The organism is Halomicronema sp. CCY15110, from assembly GCF_016888165.1.
Classification (GTDB): Bacteria; Cyanobacteriota; Cyanobacteriia; order Phormidesmidales; family Phormidesmidaceae; genus Halomicronema.
The window spans coordinates 1-17,250 of the sequence record NZ_JACSWC010000418.1 but is presented as its reverse complement, the minus strand read 5'-3'; the positions used below and the strand labels follow the sequence as shown (position 1 = coordinate 17,250).

The following is a 17,250-nucleotide window of genomic DNA, read 5'->3' as shown; positions in this document are numbered from 1 at the left end:
CTCGGTAAAGCAGCCATGATTTTCGCTGATGAGGTTACTGCAAACCCTAATTGAAATCGATTAACTAATAAGGCCAGTCAACAAGCTTAAGGAGAAATCCGATGAAATTTGAAGATATTTATCAGTTTTTTGAGGATCCACCACCGATATACCTTAACAAGGAACTGGCTGTTTGCTATGTCTTGGCAGTGCTGTTGCAGCAAGACTCCTACGGCACAGAGCTGATTCAGAAACTTGCAAAGGATTATTCTGACTATCGACTATCGGACACGGTGCTCTACAGCGCCCTGAAGTTCTTAGAAGATCAGTCCGCCATTGACGGTTACTGGAAGAAAGTCGAAGGACGCGGTCGTCCCCGGCGGATGTATCGGCTGAATCCGGACTGGCGCATGCAAGCCGAAGAACTAGCGGATTTGTGGGTTAACTATATGCGCGATCGCGCTTCCCAGACCAAAACTGTGCCAGAGCCGGCTTACTCCGGTCGTTGAACTGAGCGATCGCCTAGTTCAATCAAACCCCTTGCTGATCGACATCAGCAAGGGGTCATGCATCACATATGAGTTGGTGATATCGCCAGGCTTGGGATACTAGCCTCAAGATGCTAGTGATTATTCTCGCGACATTGCATATGCAATTGATTTGCAATGAATTGGAGAGTCGAGAGGCTGCTGATTCAGTCGCTTCGTATCCATGCAGAATTTTGCTGGCCCCTTTGGCGAAGCAGCGACGGGGAATCAATTCTGTCTCCAGATTAAATAACCGCTGCTCACTTTTACTCAAATCACGGTGTCAGATGGCGGACACTATCGAGACCGTTCAGGCTTCAATTTTGATAGAGAGGATCTTATCGCCCTGGCGAATCGCATTCACCACGTTCATATCCTCGGTTTTGCCAAATACCGTATGTACCCCGTCCAGATGTGGCTGCGGACTATGGCAGATAAAGAACTGACTGCCCCCCGTATCGGGGCCACGGTGCGCCATCGCCAGGCTCCCCGCCTCATGCTTGTTGGAGTTGATTTCACACTTAATGGTGTAGCCAGGGCCGCCAGTACCATTGCCCTTGGGGCAACCGCCTTGAACCATGAAGTTAGGAATTACCCGGTGGAATTTGAGGCCGTCGTAGAAGCCATTATTCGCTAGGTCAACAAAGTTCTGCACGGTGCCAGGAGCGTCAGCATCAAACATCTCCAGCGTAATCGTGCCTTTGTCGGTTTCCATAATTGCGCGAGTCATACAGTCTCCTAATGAGGTGAGTATTGCGAGTCAATAAGCTAGGCAGGCATTTGCGTTAATCGGCGATCGCCCTGCTAACTGAAAAGGTCTGTTTTTCACTCTATCGTTTTGGCGATCGCTTTTATCATGGGCTGCATTGGGGATAGCCATGTCGTCCATCACGCTGTCGCGATCGTCAAGAAGGATGATTTAAGTTAACTGACTGATATCACTCAGGTCCAGTGGCCCAAAATCATCATCGTCATCATCATCCTCTGAATTTTCAGAGTCCCCTTCAGTAGACTCGCCCAAAAAGTCATCATCGCCAAAGAGCGCATTGACATCCTCTATTGATGAATCATCCTGATTTGGCGAGGCGTCACCAAATAAATCGTCCTCTCCAAACAGATCGTCCACCAGCCCCGAAGATGCTGCGTCTGCACTGCCGCCCTCATCGCCAGAGGTCTCTAAGTCAGCAGTCAAACCAGGGGTTTCACCGAACAGAGCTTCATCTAATTCTAGGGAAGCGACCTCATTGCGATTGCTATCATCCGCTGTGCTTTCCAAGTCAGCGGTCAAATCATCCGCTTCGCCGAATAGGTCATCTTCTAACTCTGAAGCAGGCTCCGATTCTCCATCGGCAGCGGCTTCCAAGTCAGCGGTCAAATCGTTCGCCTCACCAAACAGGTCATCCTCAAAGTCCAAAGATGCCGCGTCAGTGTCGGTATTTTCCGCCGCTGGGGTTTCCAGGTCAGCGGTCAAATCATCCGTTTCGCCGAATAGATCGTCTTCTAACTCAGGAGATGTTTCCGATTCTCCATCGATGGTGGTTGCTAAGTCAGCAGTCAAATCATCTGCTTCATCCAGCAAATCATCGGTAATGTCTGAATTTGCGGTAGCTTCCAGGTCAGCGGCCAACTCGTTCGTCTCACCGAACAGGTCATCCTCAAAGTCTAAAGATGCCGCGTCAGTGTCGGTATTTTCCGCCGCTGGGGTTTCTAAATCATCAGTCAAATCGTCTGATTCGTTAAACAGGTCAGCCGCTGATTCTGACGGCATCGCTTGAGCCGTTTCTTCAGTTAAAGATGATTCAGGAGGTTCCTCGAATGTTTCTGCATCACCATCGACTGGCAAGTCATCATCAGCAAATAAATTATCGTCAGCCGGCGTCGCGTCCGCGAAAGGGGCATCGATCTCATTTGCGATGTCCACGGTTGCCGCTAAATCATCATCTTCAAGGAGTTCGGTGGCAGCATCAGTGACGGCAACTTCATCAGTGATAGTCGCTGGAGCCGGTGCCGCATTTGCGAGTGATTCGTCAACTTCGTCTGCGGCTAACGTCTCATCCATCTCTAACTCTTCGGTTGAGGTACTCCCTGATGAGAGATCCGCAACTGTCTCCGTTGCCCCAGGTACAGGGGCGGGGGCGGGGGTATCAGGGCCTAAGTCGGAAACTAAATCTTCGTACCCATCATCACTCAGAAACGCATCCATTGGATCCGCTGTCTCTGATTGGGCGGTTTGTTCTAGGGCTGATAGCCTTTGAGCATATTCGGCTTCCAATTCTTCTAATCGACGATCTAACTGCACTTGCTGGGCCGCCAACTGTTCGGCAAGGCGTTGGTCAAAATCGGCTTGGGCTTGTTGAGTTGCCACCGCGACCTGTTGGTCGACTTCCCGTTGGGTGTATCGCATGGTTGCAAAGTCGGACATTTCTGCCGCCGCTGCCCCCGGGGACGCTAATGCCACGGTCGTTTCGTCGCCAGTGCCCATAATTTCACTCGGGGTTGGGGGAACAACTTCACTGGCCAGAGTTGAGGTGGCAGCCTCAGCCTCGACTCGCAGCGCGGCTAGTTGATCTTGTAGTTCGGCCTCGCGCCCTGCAAACTCTTGTTCAAACTCTTGATACTTCGTCGTCAATTGTTGATCAAACTCAGCTTGCATCTCGGCTTTGGCACTGTTGACGTGCTCGGCCAGCTGCTTTTCGTAGGACTTTTGCAACTTTTGGGCTGCTTCATTCAGGCGGATTTCATACTGCCGCTTAAGATGCATCAACTCACGCTGAGAGGCTTTGGCCGAGCTTTCGACATTGGCGGTCTCGCCGGCTTCGCCGGACGTGGGCATCACTGCGACCCCACGATGGTTGCTGGCCATGGGCTGTGTGGCGGCGGCGCGGCCTTGCTGCATGACTCGAAAGCGAGTTTCGTAAGTCTGCTCCATTTCAACAGTTTTTTGCGACAGCTGATCTTGGTAATGCTCGATAGTGCTGGCAAGTTGAGTTTCATAATCGTGGCGTAGCTGGTCAGTGGCTTCTCGCAACCGTAATTCATGGGACTGCTCAATTTCGGTTAGTCGCCGCTGACTCACTTTAAGGGTTTCGGCCTGCTGGCGAAATCGCTTTTGCACGAGGGAATAGCCGATTAGAATGCCCACGAGCAAGACGATTAGGAGCGCAATGATAATGCCAGGGGTAAATGAATTCATAAAGATTCCCTCGGTTAAGCTGAGCGACTATGGGGGTCATTGCCCTGACACGTCAGCAATGACTCACGCAGTTTTGACCCACATGTTAGCGAGCAATTCTCAACTCCATACATAAATTCGGGGAAGTGAATTTTTTTTACATAAAATCGGTATTTTCTGGCGGCGCGATGAGATTTGGAGGCGGATTGAAGCCGCGATCGCACGCCTCGATGCTCAGAGCTCGGATTTCAAATTACCCATTCACTTTGTTGACCGCTCTCTCATCGCAGGGGGATTTGCGTCAAGGCTTTGAACCGTTTGGTTGGATAGCGAGCCTGATCGGCATTGCCTTTCGGTCAGACAGCTTTTTCGTAAAGGCGGGGCAGGGTGGCTGGCTGTAAAGGCCCTCCAGGATTTGTCGATCCGGTGAACCTTGTCAGCCTTGCCAGCGTAGAGGTGACAGCGGTGGGGTAGCCCCAGTCTTTCGTAATTGAATTTTGGGCCTTGGTCGGTTGGCGACGCGTGTAAATTGGCGTCGCTTGTAAAATTGTGACCATAGCCATGTGCTGATTGATGACGTTTAGGGACTCGGGGGGATTTTCACGATGAGGGAAGCTGGTTTCATGTCATCCGCTCTTCGCCAAGAGGTGTTGTCTTGGTTGCAGACGGCGGTTCCAGAGGTGCGGCTACAGCACATTCTGCGGGTGGAGCAAATGGCGATCGCTCTGGCCCAGGCCCATCAGCTATCGGTAGTGCAGGCCCAGCAGGCCGCGCTCATGCACGATTTAGCCAAGTGCTTTGCCCCTGACAAATTATTAGCCGTCGCCGCCGCCGAAGGATGGGAACTTGACCCCGCCGAGCAACAAGCGCCCCACTTGCTCCATGCGCCCGTCGGAGCAGTGGTGGCTCGTGAACGGTTTGGCATTACCGATGAAACGGTGTTGCGGGAGATCGCGGCCCATACCCTGGGCAGTCCTGATATGGACGCGATCGGTGCGGTTGTGTATTTGGCGGATGCGCTGGAGCCTGGTCGGGGCGACACCCCTCAGCTACACCATCTTCGCCAGCTAAGCTATGGTGATTTATGGAGAGCTACTTATGCAACCTGTGTTTTTTCCTTACAACATTTGTTGAATCATAGGCGTCCGGTTCACCCACGCACTATCCTGACCCATAACAGGCTGTTGACGATTTGCCGTCAAGCAAACCAGTCAGTAGCGGCATAAGTCAGCGGGCTGTCTCCACCGAACTCCGGCCGCAAAGATGGCCATCATCCTGTTGAATTGAGGATCCTCGCCTTCACATGTCAGATGTCAAAAATACTGTCACTCCCTTTCAAACGTCGACCCCATCGGACGCTGATACCCCAGTGATTGATGTTGAGACCCGCAATTTTGCCTTGGCCCTAGCAGCGGCAGCCGATGAACGTAAGGGGGCAGATATTCGGATTCTGAAGGTCGACGGGGTGTCGTTTCTCGCTGACTACTTTGTTGTGGTTACCGGTTTTTCTTCTACTCAGGTCAGAGCGATCGCCCGCAGCATTCACGACACTGCCGCCGCCGATTTTGAGCGCCAACCGCTGCGTACCGAAGGTCAAGGAGATGGTAGTTGGATTTTGCAGGACTATGGCGAAGTCATTGTGCATATTTTCATGCCTGACGAACGGGACTATTACGACCTAGAAGCCTTTTGGGGCCATGCAGAGGAAATCCCCTTTTCGTCAGAGTCCTAGTCTGCAACAGGGGCAATTCTGAATTGCTCGATGCGACGATCACAGCATCGTGGATAGGGTCGGCCCAAAGAGGCAGTAGCGATCGCTGAGCAGATGCCTGCAGTGCTGGGGCCAAACCCTGGTTTGGTCTGACAAGTGTCGATATCACCAGACAGTGGAGTCGAATCAGTCATTGACAGATACAATTATCGTCAATTCAATTCATGTGGTAGAGGCTAGCCCCATCCTGGGCAACATAAGTTAGTTTAAGGACAGATGCTGACAGGGTTACGCCCCTTCGTGAGTCAAAAGCAGGAGTAGGCTGCTGCGGGAATCGTCACTTGGCTATGGGAGTCGTATTTCGGTAGTGCAGGTAACGGTTTGTCTGAGATAAACATCTCTAAGGTTGTAAGCATCCAGTGATTACGAAACGGGAAGAGGAAAACTAGCGTGCTTTATCTGGCTGAGGTTCAAAGAAAGACTGGATTTATCGGCAGTGGTAAGGCGGACTTTAAGCTGCTGGCTTGTCAGCGGGGGGATACCTGGACAGGCGTACCCGGTGATGAAACCATCGCGGCTCCCGACGACGCTAGCTACAACGCCGGAGCCTTAATCATGGTGGAGCTGAGCAACAACCGCCAAATCACTCGGCACTATGACGCTGGTCGCCCGTTGGTGGGCATCTTGCAAAACTTTTCCAACCAAAGCAAGAAATCCAAATCTCAGGAAGAAGAAATTGAGCAGTGGAAGCAGTCGCTCACCTTTCAAAGTCAGGAATTAAACCGTCGCGAGTTGGAACTCGAAACCCGTCAGGAGCAGGTCGAAGAAGCGGAAGCCGATTTAGAAAAGCTCGAAGCGCAACGACAGGAGATTCAAGCATCTCAGCAAGAGCTTGATCAGCTAAAAGAAGAACTCGATCGCAAGCACCAAGAAATGCAAGGAGCTTGGGATCATCTGAATGGTGAGATCAGGCGCTTTGAAGAACGTCAAGACGATGCGTCGCAAAATGCGGGCTTAGACGAAGCCCAAAGCCATCAACTACACGAAGCCCTAGAACGCCTCACGAATGCGGTTACGCCCACGGAGGGGCTCCGTGAGCAGCTCAACCTGGCTTACGATCTCGTCAACCAGCAGCAAGCTTTCCTGACGGAGCGCCAGCAGTCGCTGGAAACACAGCAACAGCAGCTTGAGGAAAGACGCAGTCAGCTCCAGCAAGAAGTGGAAACCTTGACTGGAAATTGGCAAGGCTGGCACGAGGCCGAAACCGCTTTGAATAGCCGCAAAATCGACGTCAAAGTGCAGCAGCAAACGCTGGCTAGTAAGCAAACCTATGTGCAAACGTTGTCTCAGCAGTTGCAGTCGCAAAGCAACTTGTATCAGCAGATTTACGAGCTGCTGAATACCTCTGATAAAGTGCGTTTGAGCGATAAGGTTGACGTTGCGGCTTTAGATGCTTTGCCGCTTGACGAGTTGCAAAAGGTCGTCACCGATTTGGAAAAAGACTTGGGCAAAGTCTCTCGGTTTGTGAATGATCAGGAAGAAGAGCTGAAGCTGGAACAAGATGAGATCGATGAGCTGAAGCAACGGATCGAACAAGCGAGCGAGTTTGATCGCATGCAGCTAGAGACTGAACTGGCAGAAGAGCAAGATCGGTATCAAATGCTCAATGAGACCTTGGTGGGGCAACGACGCAATTTGCTAGAGCGGGAAGAAGTTCTCAGTCAACACCAGGCCGTATTGCGCCGCCGCCAGGGCCTAGCAGCTGAAGAAGCGCCGGTCAATGTGGTGGATTTAGAGCCGATTTTGAAGCAAATTGACACCCAACGTCAGCAAACTTCGGATGACTTGCAGCAATGTGAGGCTGAGATCAAAGAAATGCAGGCTCGCCTCGACACCATGAAAAAAGAAGTTGAGGAAAAGTCGGCTGAGTTGGCGGCAGGGCGTGAAGATTTGCAAGGCCAGGATCGGCAATTGCGAGAAAAGCATAGTGAGCTGGGTGCCATGGAGGGTCGGATTCAGATCTTGTCAGAGATGTTGGCACCGCTGCAAGAAAAGCACGACGGCATGCGACAAAAGTTAGACGAAATGTCAGAGTCGCTGTCCAAGTTTCAAGAGGCCAGCGATTATCAGCTACAGGCGATCGCGGAAGTGAAGCAACTGGTGTCAACTTTGACTGCCAATGATGCCTCTGAAGCCATATCGGCTTAGGCTGGTCTGCCCCGCGCAGCGAGCCCGTGGCGTCATTCCCATTAGGCTGTGCTCAGGCAGTCCCGTATCAGTCGTCATGCCTAACCCTCACGAGCGATGTGAGAGGATTGTGTGAGAGTAATCAACATCAATTGCCATGGCAGACCAAATCATCTGGGTCAACGAGCAGATTGACCCCTGCGGTATCGTTTATTCTTGCATTGCCTGCATTGACGAGCAGCAGGCTCAAGCTTGCCACGCTTCTTTTAAGGCAAATCTGAGTGAGGAACAAACAGCGGCAGGTTGGGTGGCCCAAATCCGCCAAGTGCAGTCATGGGAGGATGTCCCCGTGAGTGCGCTGAAACTGAGCTATTAATGTGACATAGTCCTGAACCGGATGAACGAGGGGCGGGCTTGGCCGAACGCTGATTGAACAACCAGATCGTGTAAGGCCAAACCCGCCCCTGTGCGGAGTTGGTTTCTAGACCAGTTGTTGAAAGGGCGATCGCGGCACAACCGCGATCGCCCCTGCTAAGGTCTAGTATTTGTAGCTTTCAGCCTTGAACGGCCCCTGCAAAGGCACGTTGATGTACTTAGCCTGCTTTTCAGTGAGCTGAGTAACGACACCGCCAAAGCCTTCCACCATGTAGCGAGCAACTTCCTCATCCAAGTGCTTCGGCAGCACTTCGACGGTAATCAACGCGGCTTTTTCCTCGGGCGGCTTGTCGGCAAACTGACGTTCAAACAAGTGCATCTGCGCTAACACTTGGTTGGCAAAGGAACCGTCCATAATGCGGGAGGGGTGCCCGGTGGCGTTACCCAGGTTCACCAAGCGACCTTCGGCCAGCAGCAGCAAAAAGTCATTCTGATCGTCACTGCGGTAGACCTGATGCACCTGGGGCTTCACCTCTGACCAGCGCCAGTTTTGACGCATGTAAGCGGTGTCGATTTCGTTGTCAAAGTGGCCGATGTTGCATACTACCGCGCCGCGCTTTAGTGCTGCCAGCATCGCCGCATCGCAAACGTTGACGTTGCCCGTGGCGGTGACCAACAGGTCAGTATTGCCTAACAGGGAACGGTCAATGCAGCTTTCGGTGCCGTCATTTTGCCCGCCGATGTAAGGCGAGACGACTTCATAGCCGTCCATGCAAGCTTGCATGGCGCAGATGGGATCACATTCAGCGACCTTTACGATCATGCCTTCTTGACGCAGGGAAGCAGCGGAGCCTTTGCCCACGTCGCCGTAGCCGATGACCAGAGCTTTTTTGCCTGCCATCAGGTGGTCGGTAGCGCGCTTGATCGCGTCGTTCAAGCTATGGCGGCAACCGTATTTGTTGTCGTTTTTGGCCTTAGTGATGGAGTCGTTAACGTTGATGGCGGGAACTTTCAGTTCGCCATGCTCCAGCATTTCCAACAGGCGGTGAACGCCCGTGGTGGTTTCTTCTGTCACGCCGTGAATGCTGTCCAGCATGTGGGGATACTTTTCGTGGATGTGCCCGGTCAGGTCGCCGCCGTCATCCAAGATCATGTTGGCCGCCCATAGGTCGCCCTCAGGGGTGCGGCAGGTCTGCTCAATGCACCACATGTACTCTTCTTCAGTTTCCCCTTTCCAGGCGAAGACGGGAGTACCCGCAGCGGCGATCGCGGCGGCGGCGTGATCCTGCGTGGAAAAGATATTGCAGGAAGACCAGCGCACCTCAGCTCCCAAGGTTTGCAGAGTCTCAATCAACACCGCCGTTTGGATGGTCATGTGGATACAGCCAATGATTTTGGCCCCAGCGAGGGGTTGGCTGGCCCGGTACTTTTCCCGAATTTTGATCAGGGCAGGCATTTCGCTCTCGGCGATCGCGATTTCTTTGCGACCCCAATCAGCCAGGGTAATATCGGCAACTTTGTAGTCTTGCTTTAGAACTTGTGCTGTCATTGAATCCTTTGAGTTAAGTGAATGTAAGTGATTTGGTGAGTGAGGCGGCGCTTAAAGGGCACCTTTTAGCAACTCCGCTTTGTCCGTCTTTTCCCAAGTAATATCGGGCAGTTCGCGACCAAAGTGGCCATAGGCGGCGGTCTGACGATAAATTGGACGACGTAAATCCAGCATATCGATTAATCCCTGGGGGCGCAGATCAAAATGCTCACGCACTAGTTTAACGATCTGCTCATCAGCGATTTTACCTGTACCAAAGGTGTTGACCGAAATTGATGTGGGTTGGGAAACGCCAATGGCATAAGAGACTTGAATCTCGCAGCGATCGGCCAAGCCCGCCGCGACAATATTTTTGGCGACGTAGCGTCCCGCATAGGCCGCTGAGCGATCGACCTTCGATGGGTCTTTGCCCGAGAAAGCCCCGCCGCCGTGACGGGCCATGCCGCCGTAGGTATCCACAATGATTTTCCGGCCTGTCAAGCCACAGTCGCCCACGGGACCACCGATGATGAACTGTCCGGTGGGATTGATGTGATACTGCGTTCCGACGTGGAACCAGGCTTGCGGTAGCACCGGCTTGATGATTTCTTCCATCACCGCTTCCCGAATGTCGCTCAGCTCAATGTCGGGCTCATGTTGGGTCGAAAGCACTACAGCATCCACGGCAATGGGCTTCCCGGCTGCGTACCGTAGGGTCACCTGGCTCTTGGCATCGGGGCGCAACCAAGGCAAGACCCCTTTTTCCCGTAGATGAGCCTGACGCTCGACCAGACGATGAGCGTAATAAATCGGCGCGGGCATCAGCACGTCGGTTTCGTTGGTGGCGTAGCCAAACATCAGGCCCTGGTCACCGGCCCCCAAATCCTTATCGGCGGCCTCATCCACGCCCATGGCAATATCGGTCGACTGCTTACCGATCGCATTCAGCACGGCACAAGAGGCCCCATCAAACCCGACATCAGAGCTGTTGTAGCCAATGTCGAGGATGACATTGCGAACGACATCTTCGAGATCGACATAGGTGCTCGTGCGCACTTCGCCCGCGATCACCGCCATCCCCGTTTTGACCAGCGTTTCAACGGCGACCCGGGCATGGGCATCATCTTTGAGAATGGCATCCAGAATGGCATCAGAAATCTGATCTGCCATTTTGTCGGGGTGGCCTGCCGACACCGATTCCGAGGTAAAAATACTGTATTCGCTCATGCTGTCTACGATGGGTAAGGTGATAACACGCGGGGCGTAATTGCCTACACATCCTATCGGTTTTCAATCTTCAATTTAGACGTAAGTGGTCTTTTAATCGATAGATGGCACTTAGGCCATCCATTGACACAGCTGTTGGCGTGACGATATGAAGCGATCGCCGACCCGCTCGGGACTGATGAATCAAACCCATGAAAATTGCCCTACTAACCTATTCCACCAAGCCTCGGGGCAGTGTGGTGCATACCTGGGAATTGGCGAATGCCCTGCACCGAATCGGTCACACAGTCTGCGTGTACGCGCTGGATAAAGCGGCGGGGAAGTCACCTCAGCCGACAACGTCCTCCGCGATCGCCCCCGCCCCGCATCGACAACTGGACTGTCCGACTCGCTTAATTCCGGCGCACCCCGCCCCAGCTGGCATTGACGGGCTCATTCAGCAGCGGATTCAGGAATTTGTGGCGGCGCTGCAGCAAGAAACTGAGCGCTACGACATTTACCACGCTCAGGACTGTATTGGGGCCAATGCCCTGGTGCAGCTTAAAGAACGTGGACAAATCAACCACGTTGTTCGCACGGTGCATCATGTGGAAGATTACGAGAGCATTTATTTGCAGCAGTGCCAGGACAAATCCATTTGCCTGCCGGACTTGTGCCTGTGTGTGAGCGATCGCTGGCAACAAGCGCTCCAGCGGGACTACGGGATCACAGCACCTCGGGTGGTCAATGGCGTCAATCAACAGCGATTTTCGCCCCAGCTTGACGGTTTAGAAGCGGCATTGAAAGCAGCCTATGGTCTGACGGGGCAGCCCATTTATTTGACGGTGGGGGGCATCGAACCGCGCAAAAATTCGATTCGCCTGCTGGAAGCGTTCGCGCAAGTGCGGGCACAACAGCCCCAAGCACAGTTGGTGATTGCGGGCGGGGCGACCCTATTTGACTATCAGCCATATCGGGAGCAGTTCTTTGAACAGGCGGCTGCTTTAGAGGTGACGGATGCTCTGGTGCTGCCGGGGGTGGTGCCAGATGCTGATCTGCCCAGGCTGTATCGCTGTGCCGATGTGTTTTGTTTTCCATCGGTAAAAGAGGGGTGGGGACTGGTGGTGCTGGAGGCGATCGCGGCGGGATTGCCCGTGGTCACCGCTAACGAAACCCCCTTCACCGAATTTTTGACGCCAGAGCAGGCGATTTTAGTCCAGCCCGAAAATGTGGAACACATTGCGCAGGGTCTGCTGGCGGCCTCAGAACCGTCGCGATCGCCAGGGCTGGTTCAACGCAGCCGGGAGATTTTGTCGCGCTATACCTGGGAAAAATCAGCACAAATGCACCTTCGGGCGTACCATAGCTTGCTAAGTTCCCGATGATGATTCCCGGGTGGAAAGAGGTGCGATTATGCCCGAAATGCAATTTCAAGTCCGCTGGCCCGACGGCACTGAGGCGTCTTGCTATTCCCCATCGCTGGTGATTAAGGACTATCTCACGGTGGGCGAAACCTACACGTTGAATGACTTTTTGGATAAGTCGCGTACGGCCTTGAACATTGCCAGCGATCGCGTGCGGGCCAAATACGGCTTCCCCTGTGGTCGGGCGATGGGGCAGTTGCAAGTGCTGGAATCGACTGCTGCCCAGTATCAGGGATTGGCGAATCCGACGGTGGATGTGTTGGCTTTTGTGGAGTAATCCGCGCACTACGAGGTCAGCAGCACCATCGCGACGGCGATCGCACTGATGCCCACCACCAGACCCAATATCCACAGGAATCGCCCTCCCGATTGGCGATTGGCGCGAGTGATGGTCAGGTCAGTATCTGCCGTGACCGCGATCGCAAAAAACGTATCCCAAAAGCCCGCTTCAACGGTATTCATCGCTTGCAGTGGCTGCTGGACAGGCGACTTGGGAAAGATCCACTGCGAGCCGCGAATTTCGACCGTGCCCTGGGGTGGATGACCGTTGGCCGCGATCGCCTCAAAGTGGATCTGCATGGGCACGCTGCTAAAGTTGCGGCGATAAACAACGGTGGTTTCTCCAGCTTTGAGATGAATCTGTTTGACCATAGCAGCAGTAACCAAGAAACATCATTTTTGGAGATAGCCCACATCGGCCCGCTGGGTCAGTGCTTTGGGAAAGAATCGTCGGCCATCAGCCAACACACAGACTACTAAAGTATCGCCCACCTGCCAGCAAGGCTCTTCTAAAAATCGCTGCTTGCCCCGACGGAGTTGAGTCGGTGATAACTCGACTTCCACTTTGATAAACCAGCCAAATTCGCTGGGACCGTGGCGCTCCAGCAGCCGTGCCGGGTAGAAGGTTTTGCGATCGGCCAGGGCACGGCGTAGTCGCCGTTTATAGTCGAGCAGCCAACCCCCAATGCCGATCAAAAAAGCGCACATCGTCAGCCATTCGCCGACAAAATTGGGACTTGCCGTGGCACTCACCTCAATCACCCCCAACGGCACTAGGAGGATCAGGCCGATGGCCAATAGGGCTAAGCCGATGAAAAAATAGCCGCCAGCTTTGGCACTGTAGGTCAAGTTGTTGAGAAGGTCGGCGGTTCCGGTGCTCACTCCCTGCTCCAAAATTTAGTCACGTCAATGACGGCGTCCCCAGGGTTCCACAACTTGGCTGCTGACGGCACTCTCACTGCCACTATCAAGACAATCCCTGTAGTAGGTTGTATCAGGTGGCGGCGATCGCTCCAATTCCGTTGCTTTTTGGCCGCATTTGCCTGTGACTATATCGCGAGAAGTAAGCCGCTAGAGTGAATTTTCAGCCACTGCGGCCCAGGCAACCCTAAAATCACAGATGAAAGCTTTTTGCCCCACGAGGATTCCACTCATGAGTCAGCCGTCCGCTTCCGAGCGCGATCGCTCCACCCTTGAACAGATTGCCGATTTTTTCCGGGTGATGAGCGAATCCCTGCAAACCAGTGTGGACTCCGCTGGGGATGCCTTCATTCGCTTCATCTATCCCGCTATTGAGCAAGCCACTCGGGTCGTGGGGACAACGGTGGCCCCCATTGCGGACATCCCGTTGATTAAATACGCGACGGCGATTCCCGGACTCAGTTGGCTGCTGGCGGCCCTGGGGCAAGTGAATGCGGAAAAAGTGCAGCGCGAAGTGGCCGAACTCCGGGTCAAATATCCCCTCGACACCGATGTGCAGTTGGCGCAGCGCGTCATCGGCAAGACGACATTTCGGGCGGCCCAAGTGGGCTTCTTGACCAATATTATTCCACCCGTGGCGGTGTTCTTGTTTGCGCTGGATATTGGCGCGATCGCGGCTTTGCAGGCGGAAATGATTTATAAGATTGCGACGATCTACGGCTTTTCTACCGAAGATGCCGAACGTCGGGGAGAAGTGCTTGCCATTTGGGCGGTATTTACCGGCAGTTCTGGAACGCTCAAATCTGGCCTCAGCTTTTTGGAGGTATTGCCGGGGGCGGGAACCGTAGTGGGCATCTCTGCCGATGCTGGCATTATTTACGGCGTGGGATTTTTGGCGTGTCGTTATTACGAAGTCAAACTGAAACGCCGGGTCGTGGCGTAGCGGGCCAGCACAAGGTCAGCGGCGTAGTGCTCGTTTTTCTCGGCAAGCTCTTAAGCCAGATGACGGCTATAGCGCTTTGTGGACGGAGGCATGGGCGATCGCGCGGCTCTGTGGGCTTAGTCCGCAGTTCAAACGCTGATCGTGGCTAGCTTTAGCGCATCGCGGCTGAACCATTGACTTGCCATAGTTTGCCTCACATGGGTAGTGCGAGGTTTGGGCCGGGCTCTGCCCGTTCATCCCCCGCTGCGCAGCCCTAAGAAATGAGGATCAAATAACATCCAAATTGTTAAACCTCATCCAGTTTCAGAAGTGGAGTTTTAACATGTCGCCCGACCTTACCGCCTGCGCACCTATCCTTGCCAACGAGAGGCTGAATGACAGTCTGGTGCCTCTCCTTAGCCAGGCTGCTGCTTATACATAAGTGTCCTTTAAAGTAAGAGTGTTGCACCAGAGGCGATGCGAACAAGGGGAACGAATCCAATCTTGCTGGCTCTACCGGGATGAATATGCAGCTGTGGCAGGAAAATGCCAGTGATGCTGGTGTAGATGGTGACTGACGGTGCCACAACGAGGACAGATACCTGATGCCGCATGGACTGCCACATCGAGAATCAAGCCGTCCTCATTGACTTCATAAGACTCGACATCAATACCCGGTAGACCCAGTAGTTCCGTGAGTAAAGACACCATAGCTATGCCGTATAGTAGCGACTACATCAGCATCCTCATTCCCGTAGAGCCAACTGGTTGAGCAATAGCTATGCCGTATAGTAGCGACTACATCAGCATCCTCATTCCCGTAGAGCCAACTGGTTGAGCAATTTGAGAATTACAAACAGAAAGCTCCAGAAGTACCACCTGCAACATCTGGTGGTACTTCTGGAGCGACTGCCAGGGCATAGTCAAGGTGTTCTAGCCTTCCATAATTTTAGGGACTTTAATGAAGTCATCTTCGCGATCGGGAACATTACTGAGCAGACTTTCGCGATCGCCAAACGTCTCTAACTGGTCGGCCCGATGAATGTTGCTCACCTCAATGGCGCGAGTGGTCGGTGGCACATCAGCGGTATCCAACTCGTTCAACTGCTCCACATATTCCAAAATGCTGTTGAGCTGCGTGGTGAACTGCTCTTCTTCCCCCGCTTCTAACTCCAGGCGAGCCAGGTGGGCAACTTTACGTACTTGTTCGAGATCAATCATGATTGCAAGCAGTAGTAGGACAAAAAAGCTCCTCTTGAAGTCCTTCTCCCAATAGTGGGAGAGGGATTTAGGGTGAGGGCAGAACTATCAACTAAAAGAAAGTATCGACTTTCATCCGGCCCGTATTCTTCAACCAGTTCTGCGCTTCGATGTAGTTGTTCGGCGCGATGCGGATAGCTTCCATCCAGTAAGTGGCCGCCTGGTCAAACAACTCGCTGGCGGCTTGACTATCTCCGGTAGCTTCGACTTTTTCGCCTTTGTAGTGATAAATCACGGCCATATTGTTCAGCGCTTGGCAAAGCCGGGGATTCAGCGCCAACGCTTCTTCATAAAGCCCTAGGGCAACTTCATGTTCGCCATTACTCGCATGAATCAGGCCCATGTTGTAGAGCACAAAGCTCTTATCGTAGGGATCTTCCTCTAGCTTCAGGGCTTCTTCGTAGTTTTCCATCGCCTCGGCATATTCACCATCGGCCTGAGCCGACATCCCGTCCCGATAGTAGGCAAAGGCTTCTTTGGCGCTTTGCTTGGTGGGCAGCATTTTTAGGATCATGTCGGCCATGACCGTAAATGTCTTATCGATAAAGTTATCGTTGCGCTGGCTTCTGGGCATGACGAGCGGTAAGTATCAGTAAACGAGTTTTTAACTACTTTAGCGCTCACTGGGGCGATCGCTGCTACCCCGACGCGATCGAATCCTGGGATTCTAGCTGCTGCTGCAAAAAACACACTAGATCGCCAATCGTTTCTAGCAAGGATTCGTCAAATTCTTCGAAAATGTCGATCTGAAACGTTTCGTAAAAATCGCAGCAGAGCTGATGGGGCCAATCGAACCAACAGACCAAAGGTAACTGTAAATCTTCGATGAGGCGATCGCTTGGACGGATTTGGCTAATTTCCAGTCCGGAATAGACTGGCAACTGCTCGTATATGAAAGCAAGCAAGCGTTTTGACACTTGCCCGGTGGCCATATCTGGAAACAACGACGACCAGTCTTCCAGGGGCAGCGCGGGACGGCGACTCAGTTGAACGTTGATGCGACGACGAATGCCCGCATCCGGACTTAGATCGTGATAAGTCCGTAAACTCCGAAAGTAGTTGATCGCAGATTGCCACATGAAATGTACTGCCTGGCGGCTGTCTGCCTAAAGTGTTCCCAGGAAACATCCCAGGGCTCTATTGCCCAAGTGAATTGAGTATTTTTACGTCTTCGGCACGACTTGAAATGCGCTGAAGGAAAAATCAGGGTTTTTGGGGGCGTGCTACGGCCTGTCATTACTTAGCGATCAACGCCTCGTGGCGAGAGAACGACAGGCCCCTAGCGGCTGAAATGACGTACCCCAGAAGCTCAGCATGAGCAGCATCTGGAGAAGCCTTACTAGCCTCGCACTGGTCAGCATCCCTCCACCGCTGTGAACGAACTTGCCACGTGATCGTAGTGCGTTCTGCGTACGGTTGGTCTCGTCCAAGGGAGGCGTGACCTAACAGGGCTCTTGTTGTGTCCCAACAAAACGCTGCAAGGGATTCAGGTCCAGTGCTATGGTCCGCAGGCGACGTCATCTGGGGGTACGCGAAGTATGCGGCTGTATTCAAGTCCGTGGGCTGGACTGGCGAGACTTTGATGGCAAGGCAATATTGCCAGCTGCTGGTTCCGCGTATTTCTGGAACGGTGGGCGAGCCGTACTGAGCTGGCCTTGAACGTTAAGGGATGCGCGTGTAATTAAAGTACCTACTCCAGACACGTAACTGACCCAGGCACCCAGCTACCCAGCCACCCAAGCACTGCCATTACCGGGAT

18 protein-coding genes are annotated in these 17,250 nt (G+C 53.2%); 8 read left to right on the top strand and 10 right to left on the bottom strand.

Annotation, left to right across the window (positions count from 1 at the left end):
* The first annotated feature begins 101 nt into the window (after positions 1-101).
* Positions 102-488: a PadR family transcriptional regulator gene (locus JUK32_RS21925; RefSeq protein WP_204141004.1), complete on the top strand. Its 387-nt coding sequence runs from the start codon at positions 102-104 to the stop codon at positions 486-488.
* Between the two features lie 328 nt (positions 489-816).
* Here the strand turns inward: JUK32_RS21925 and JUK32_RS21920 are convergent, their stop codons facing one another.
* Both JUK32_RS21920 and JUK32_RS21915 read right to left on the bottom strand, forming a co-directional pair.
* Positions 817-1,236: a peptidylprolyl isomerase gene (locus JUK32_RS21920; RefSeq protein ID WP_204141003.1), complete on the bottom strand. Its 420-nt coding sequence runs from the start codon at positions 1,234-1,236 to the stop codon at positions 817-819.
* Between the two features lie 189 nt (positions 1,237-1,425).
* Complete coding sequence (locus JUK32_RS21915) at positions 1,426-3,699, bottom strand: hypothetical protein (RefSeq protein WP_204141002.1); 2,274 nt, start codon at positions 3,697-3,699, stop codon at positions 1,426-1,428.
* A 602-nt stretch (positions 3,700-4,301) separates the two neighbouring features.
* Here JUK32_RS21915 and yqeK point away from each other — a divergent pair.
* The 4 genes from yqeK to JUK32_RS21895 all read left to right on the top strand — a co-directional run bounded on the left by yqeK (position 4,302) and on the right by JUK32_RS21895 (position 7,952).
* On the top strand, positions 4,302-4,904 hold the full coding sequence (yqeK, locus tag JUK32_RS21910; RefSeq protein ID WP_204141001.1) for a bis(5'-nucleosyl)-tetraphosphatase (symmetrical) YqeK: 603 nt from the start codon (positions 4,302-4,304) through the stop codon (positions 4,902-4,904).
* A 77-nt stretch (positions 4,905-4,981) separates the two neighbouring features.
* Complete coding sequence (rsfS, locus tag JUK32_RS21905; protein WP_204141000.1) at positions 4,982-5,410, top strand: ribosome silencing factor; 429 nt, start codon at positions 4,982-4,984, stop codon at positions 5,408-5,410.
* A 429-nt stretch (positions 5,411-5,839) separates the two neighbouring features.
* Positions 5,840-7,597 (top strand): pilus motility taxis protein HmpF, encoded by a 1,758-nt coding sequence (gene hmpF, locus JUK32_RS21900; RefSeq protein ID WP_204140999.1) that lies wholly within the window; start codon positions 5,840-5,842, stop codon positions 7,595-7,597.
* Between the two features lie 136 nt (positions 7,598-7,733).
* Entirely contained in the window at positions 7,734-7,952 is a 219-nt protein-coding gene (locus JUK32_RS21895) for a glycogen debranching protein (RefSeq protein WP_204140998.1), read from the top strand.
* A gap of 162 nt (positions 7,953-8,114) precedes the next feature.
* Here the strand turns inward: JUK32_RS21895 and ahcY are convergent, their stop codons facing one another.
* Positions 8,115-9,500: an adenosylhomocysteinase gene (ahcY, locus tag JUK32_RS21890; RefSeq protein ID WP_204140997.1), complete on the bottom strand. Its 1,386-nt coding sequence runs from the start codon at positions 9,498-9,500 to the stop codon at positions 8,115-8,117.
* 51 nt (positions 9,501-9,551) lie between these two features.
* The gene (metK, locus tag JUK32_RS21885) at positions 9,552-10,706 is read right to left on the bottom strand and encodes a methionine adenosyltransferase (RefSeq protein WP_204140996.1); all 1,155 of its coding nucleotides are present in this window, start codon (positions 10,704-10,706) and stop codon (positions 9,552-9,554) included.
* Between the two features lie 191 nt (positions 10,707-10,897).
* Here metK and JUK32_RS21880 point away from each other — a divergent pair, with 191 nt between their 5' ends.
* A complete protein-coding gene (locus JUK32_RS21880; protein WP_204140995.1) occupies positions 10,898-12,070 on the top strand; it encodes an MSMEG_0565 family glycosyltransferase in 1,173 nt (390 codons plus the stop codon).
* A 28-nt stretch (positions 12,071-12,098) separates the two neighbouring features.
* Positions 12,099-12,386, top strand: coding sequence for an MSMEG_0570 family nitrogen starvation response protein (locus JUK32_RS21875; RefSeq protein WP_204140994.1), 288 nt, complete (start codon positions 12,099-12,101; stop codon positions 12,384-12,386).
* An 8-nt stretch (positions 12,387-12,394) separates the two neighbouring features.
* On the opposite strand, the gene JUK32_RS21870 is transcribed toward JUK32_RS21875, so the two are convergent.
* Together JUK32_RS21870 and JUK32_RS21865 are read right to left on the bottom strand one after the other, a co-directional pair.
* Complete coding sequence (locus JUK32_RS21870) at positions 12,395-12,760, bottom strand: hypothetical protein (protein ID WP_204140993.1); 366 nt, start codon at positions 12,758-12,760, stop codon at positions 12,395-12,397.
* Between the two features lie 21 nt (positions 12,761-12,781).
* Positions 12,782-13,270 carry a hypothetical protein gene (locus tag JUK32_RS21865; protein ID WP_204140992.1) on the bottom strand — a complete coding sequence of 163 codons (489 nt, stop codon included), beginning with the start codon at positions 13,268-13,270 and terminating at the stop codon, positions 12,782-12,784.
* 271 nt (positions 13,271-13,541) lie between these two features.
* On the opposite strand from JUK32_RS21865, the gene JUK32_RS21860 reads away from it, so the two are divergent.
* Positions 13,542-14,252: an EcsC family protein gene (locus JUK32_RS21860; protein WP_239112943.1), complete on the top strand. Its 711-nt coding sequence runs from the start codon at positions 13,542-13,544 to the stop codon at positions 14,250-14,252.
* Positions 14,253-14,744: 492 nt separating this feature from the next.
* On the opposite strand, the gene JUK32_RS21855 is transcribed toward JUK32_RS21860, so the two are convergent.
* The 4 genes from JUK32_RS21855 to JUK32_RS21840 form a co-directional block, all read right to left on the bottom strand.
* Positions 14,745-14,942, bottom strand: coding sequence for a hypothetical protein (locus JUK32_RS21855; protein WP_204140990.1), 198 nt, complete (start codon positions 14,940-14,942; stop codon positions 14,745-14,747).
* Positions 14,943-15,164: 222 nt separating this feature from the next.
* On the bottom strand, positions 15,165-15,452 hold the full coding sequence (gene gatC / locus JUK32_RS21850) for an Asp-tRNA(Asn)/Glu-tRNA(Gln) amidotransferase subunit GatC (RefSeq protein WP_204140989.1): 288 nt from the start codon (positions 15,450-15,452) through the stop codon (positions 15,165-15,167).
* 91 nt (positions 15,453-15,543) lie between these two features.
* Positions 15,544-16,065: a photosystem I assembly protein Ycf3 gene (locus JUK32_RS21845; RefSeq protein WP_204140988.1), complete on the bottom strand. Its 522-nt coding sequence runs from the start codon at positions 16,063-16,065 to the stop codon at positions 15,544-15,546.
* A gap of 64 nt (positions 16,066-16,129) precedes the next feature.
* A complete protein-coding gene (locus JUK32_RS21840) occupies positions 16,130-16,570 on the bottom strand; it encodes a hypothetical protein (protein ID WP_204140987.1) in 441 nt (146 codons plus the stop codon).
* Between the last annotated feature and the right edge of the window lie 680 nt (positions 16,571-17,250).

Coding starts and splice junctions, on each gene's coding strand:
- JUK32_RS21920 (WP_204141003.1), bottom strand. CDS start 1,236: ATGACTCGCGCAATTATGGAAACCGACAAAGGCACGATTACGCTGGAG.
- JUK32_RS21880 (WP_204140995.1), top strand. CDS start 10,898: ATGAAAATTGCCCTACTAACCTATTCCACCAAGCCTCGGGGCAGTGTG.
- metK (WP_204140996.1), bottom strand. CDS start 10,706: ATGAGCGAATACAGTATTTTTACCTCGGAATCGGTGTCGGCAGGCCAC.
- JUK32_RS21895 (WP_204140998.1), top strand. CDS start 7,734: ATGGCAGACCAAATCATCTGGGTCAACGAGCAGATTGACCCCTGCGGT.
- JUK32_RS21840 (WP_204140987.1), bottom strand. CDS start 16,570: ATGTGGCAATCTGCGATCAACTACTTTCGGAGTTTACGGACTTATCAC.
- JUK32_RS21870 (WP_204140993.1), bottom strand. CDS start 12,760: ATGGTCAAACAGATTCATCTCAAAGCTGGAGAAACCACCGTTGTTTAT.
- JUK32_RS21845 (WP_204140988.1), bottom strand. CDS start 16,065: ATGCCCAGAAGCCAGCGCAACGATAACTTTATCGATAAGACATTTACG.
- yqeK (WP_204141001.1), top strand. CDS start 4,302: ATGTCATCCGCTCTTCGCCAAGAGGTGTTGTCTTGGTTGCAGACGGCG.
- JUK32_RS21860 (WP_239112943.1), top strand. CDS start 13,542: ATGAGTCAGCCGTCCGCTTCCGAGCGCGATCGCTCCACCCTTGAACAG.
- JUK32_RS21915 (WP_204141002.1), bottom strand. CDS start 3,699: ATGAATTCATTTACCCCTGGCATTATCATTGCGCTCCTAATCGTCTTG.
- gatC (WP_204140989.1), bottom strand. CDS start 15,452: ATGATTGATCTCGAACAAGTACGTAAAGTTGCCCACCTGGCTCGCCTG.
- ahcY (WP_204140997.1), bottom strand. CDS start 9,500: ATGACAGCACAAGTTCTAAAGCAAGACTACAAAGTTGCCGATATTACC.
- rsfS (WP_204141000.1), top strand. CDS start 4,982: ATGTCAGATGTCAAAAATACTGTCACTCCCTTTCAAACGTCGACCCCA.
- JUK32_RS21925 (WP_204141004.1), top strand. CDS start 102: ATGAAATTTGAAGATATTTATCAGTTTTTTGAGGATCCACCACCGATA.
- JUK32_RS21855 (WP_204140990.1), bottom strand. CDS start 14,942: ATGGTGTCTTTACTCACGGAACTACTGGGTCTACCGGGTATTGATGTC.
- JUK32_RS21875 (WP_204140994.1), top strand. CDS start 12,099: ATGCCCGAAATGCAATTTCAAGTCCGCTGGCCCGACGGCACTGAGGCG.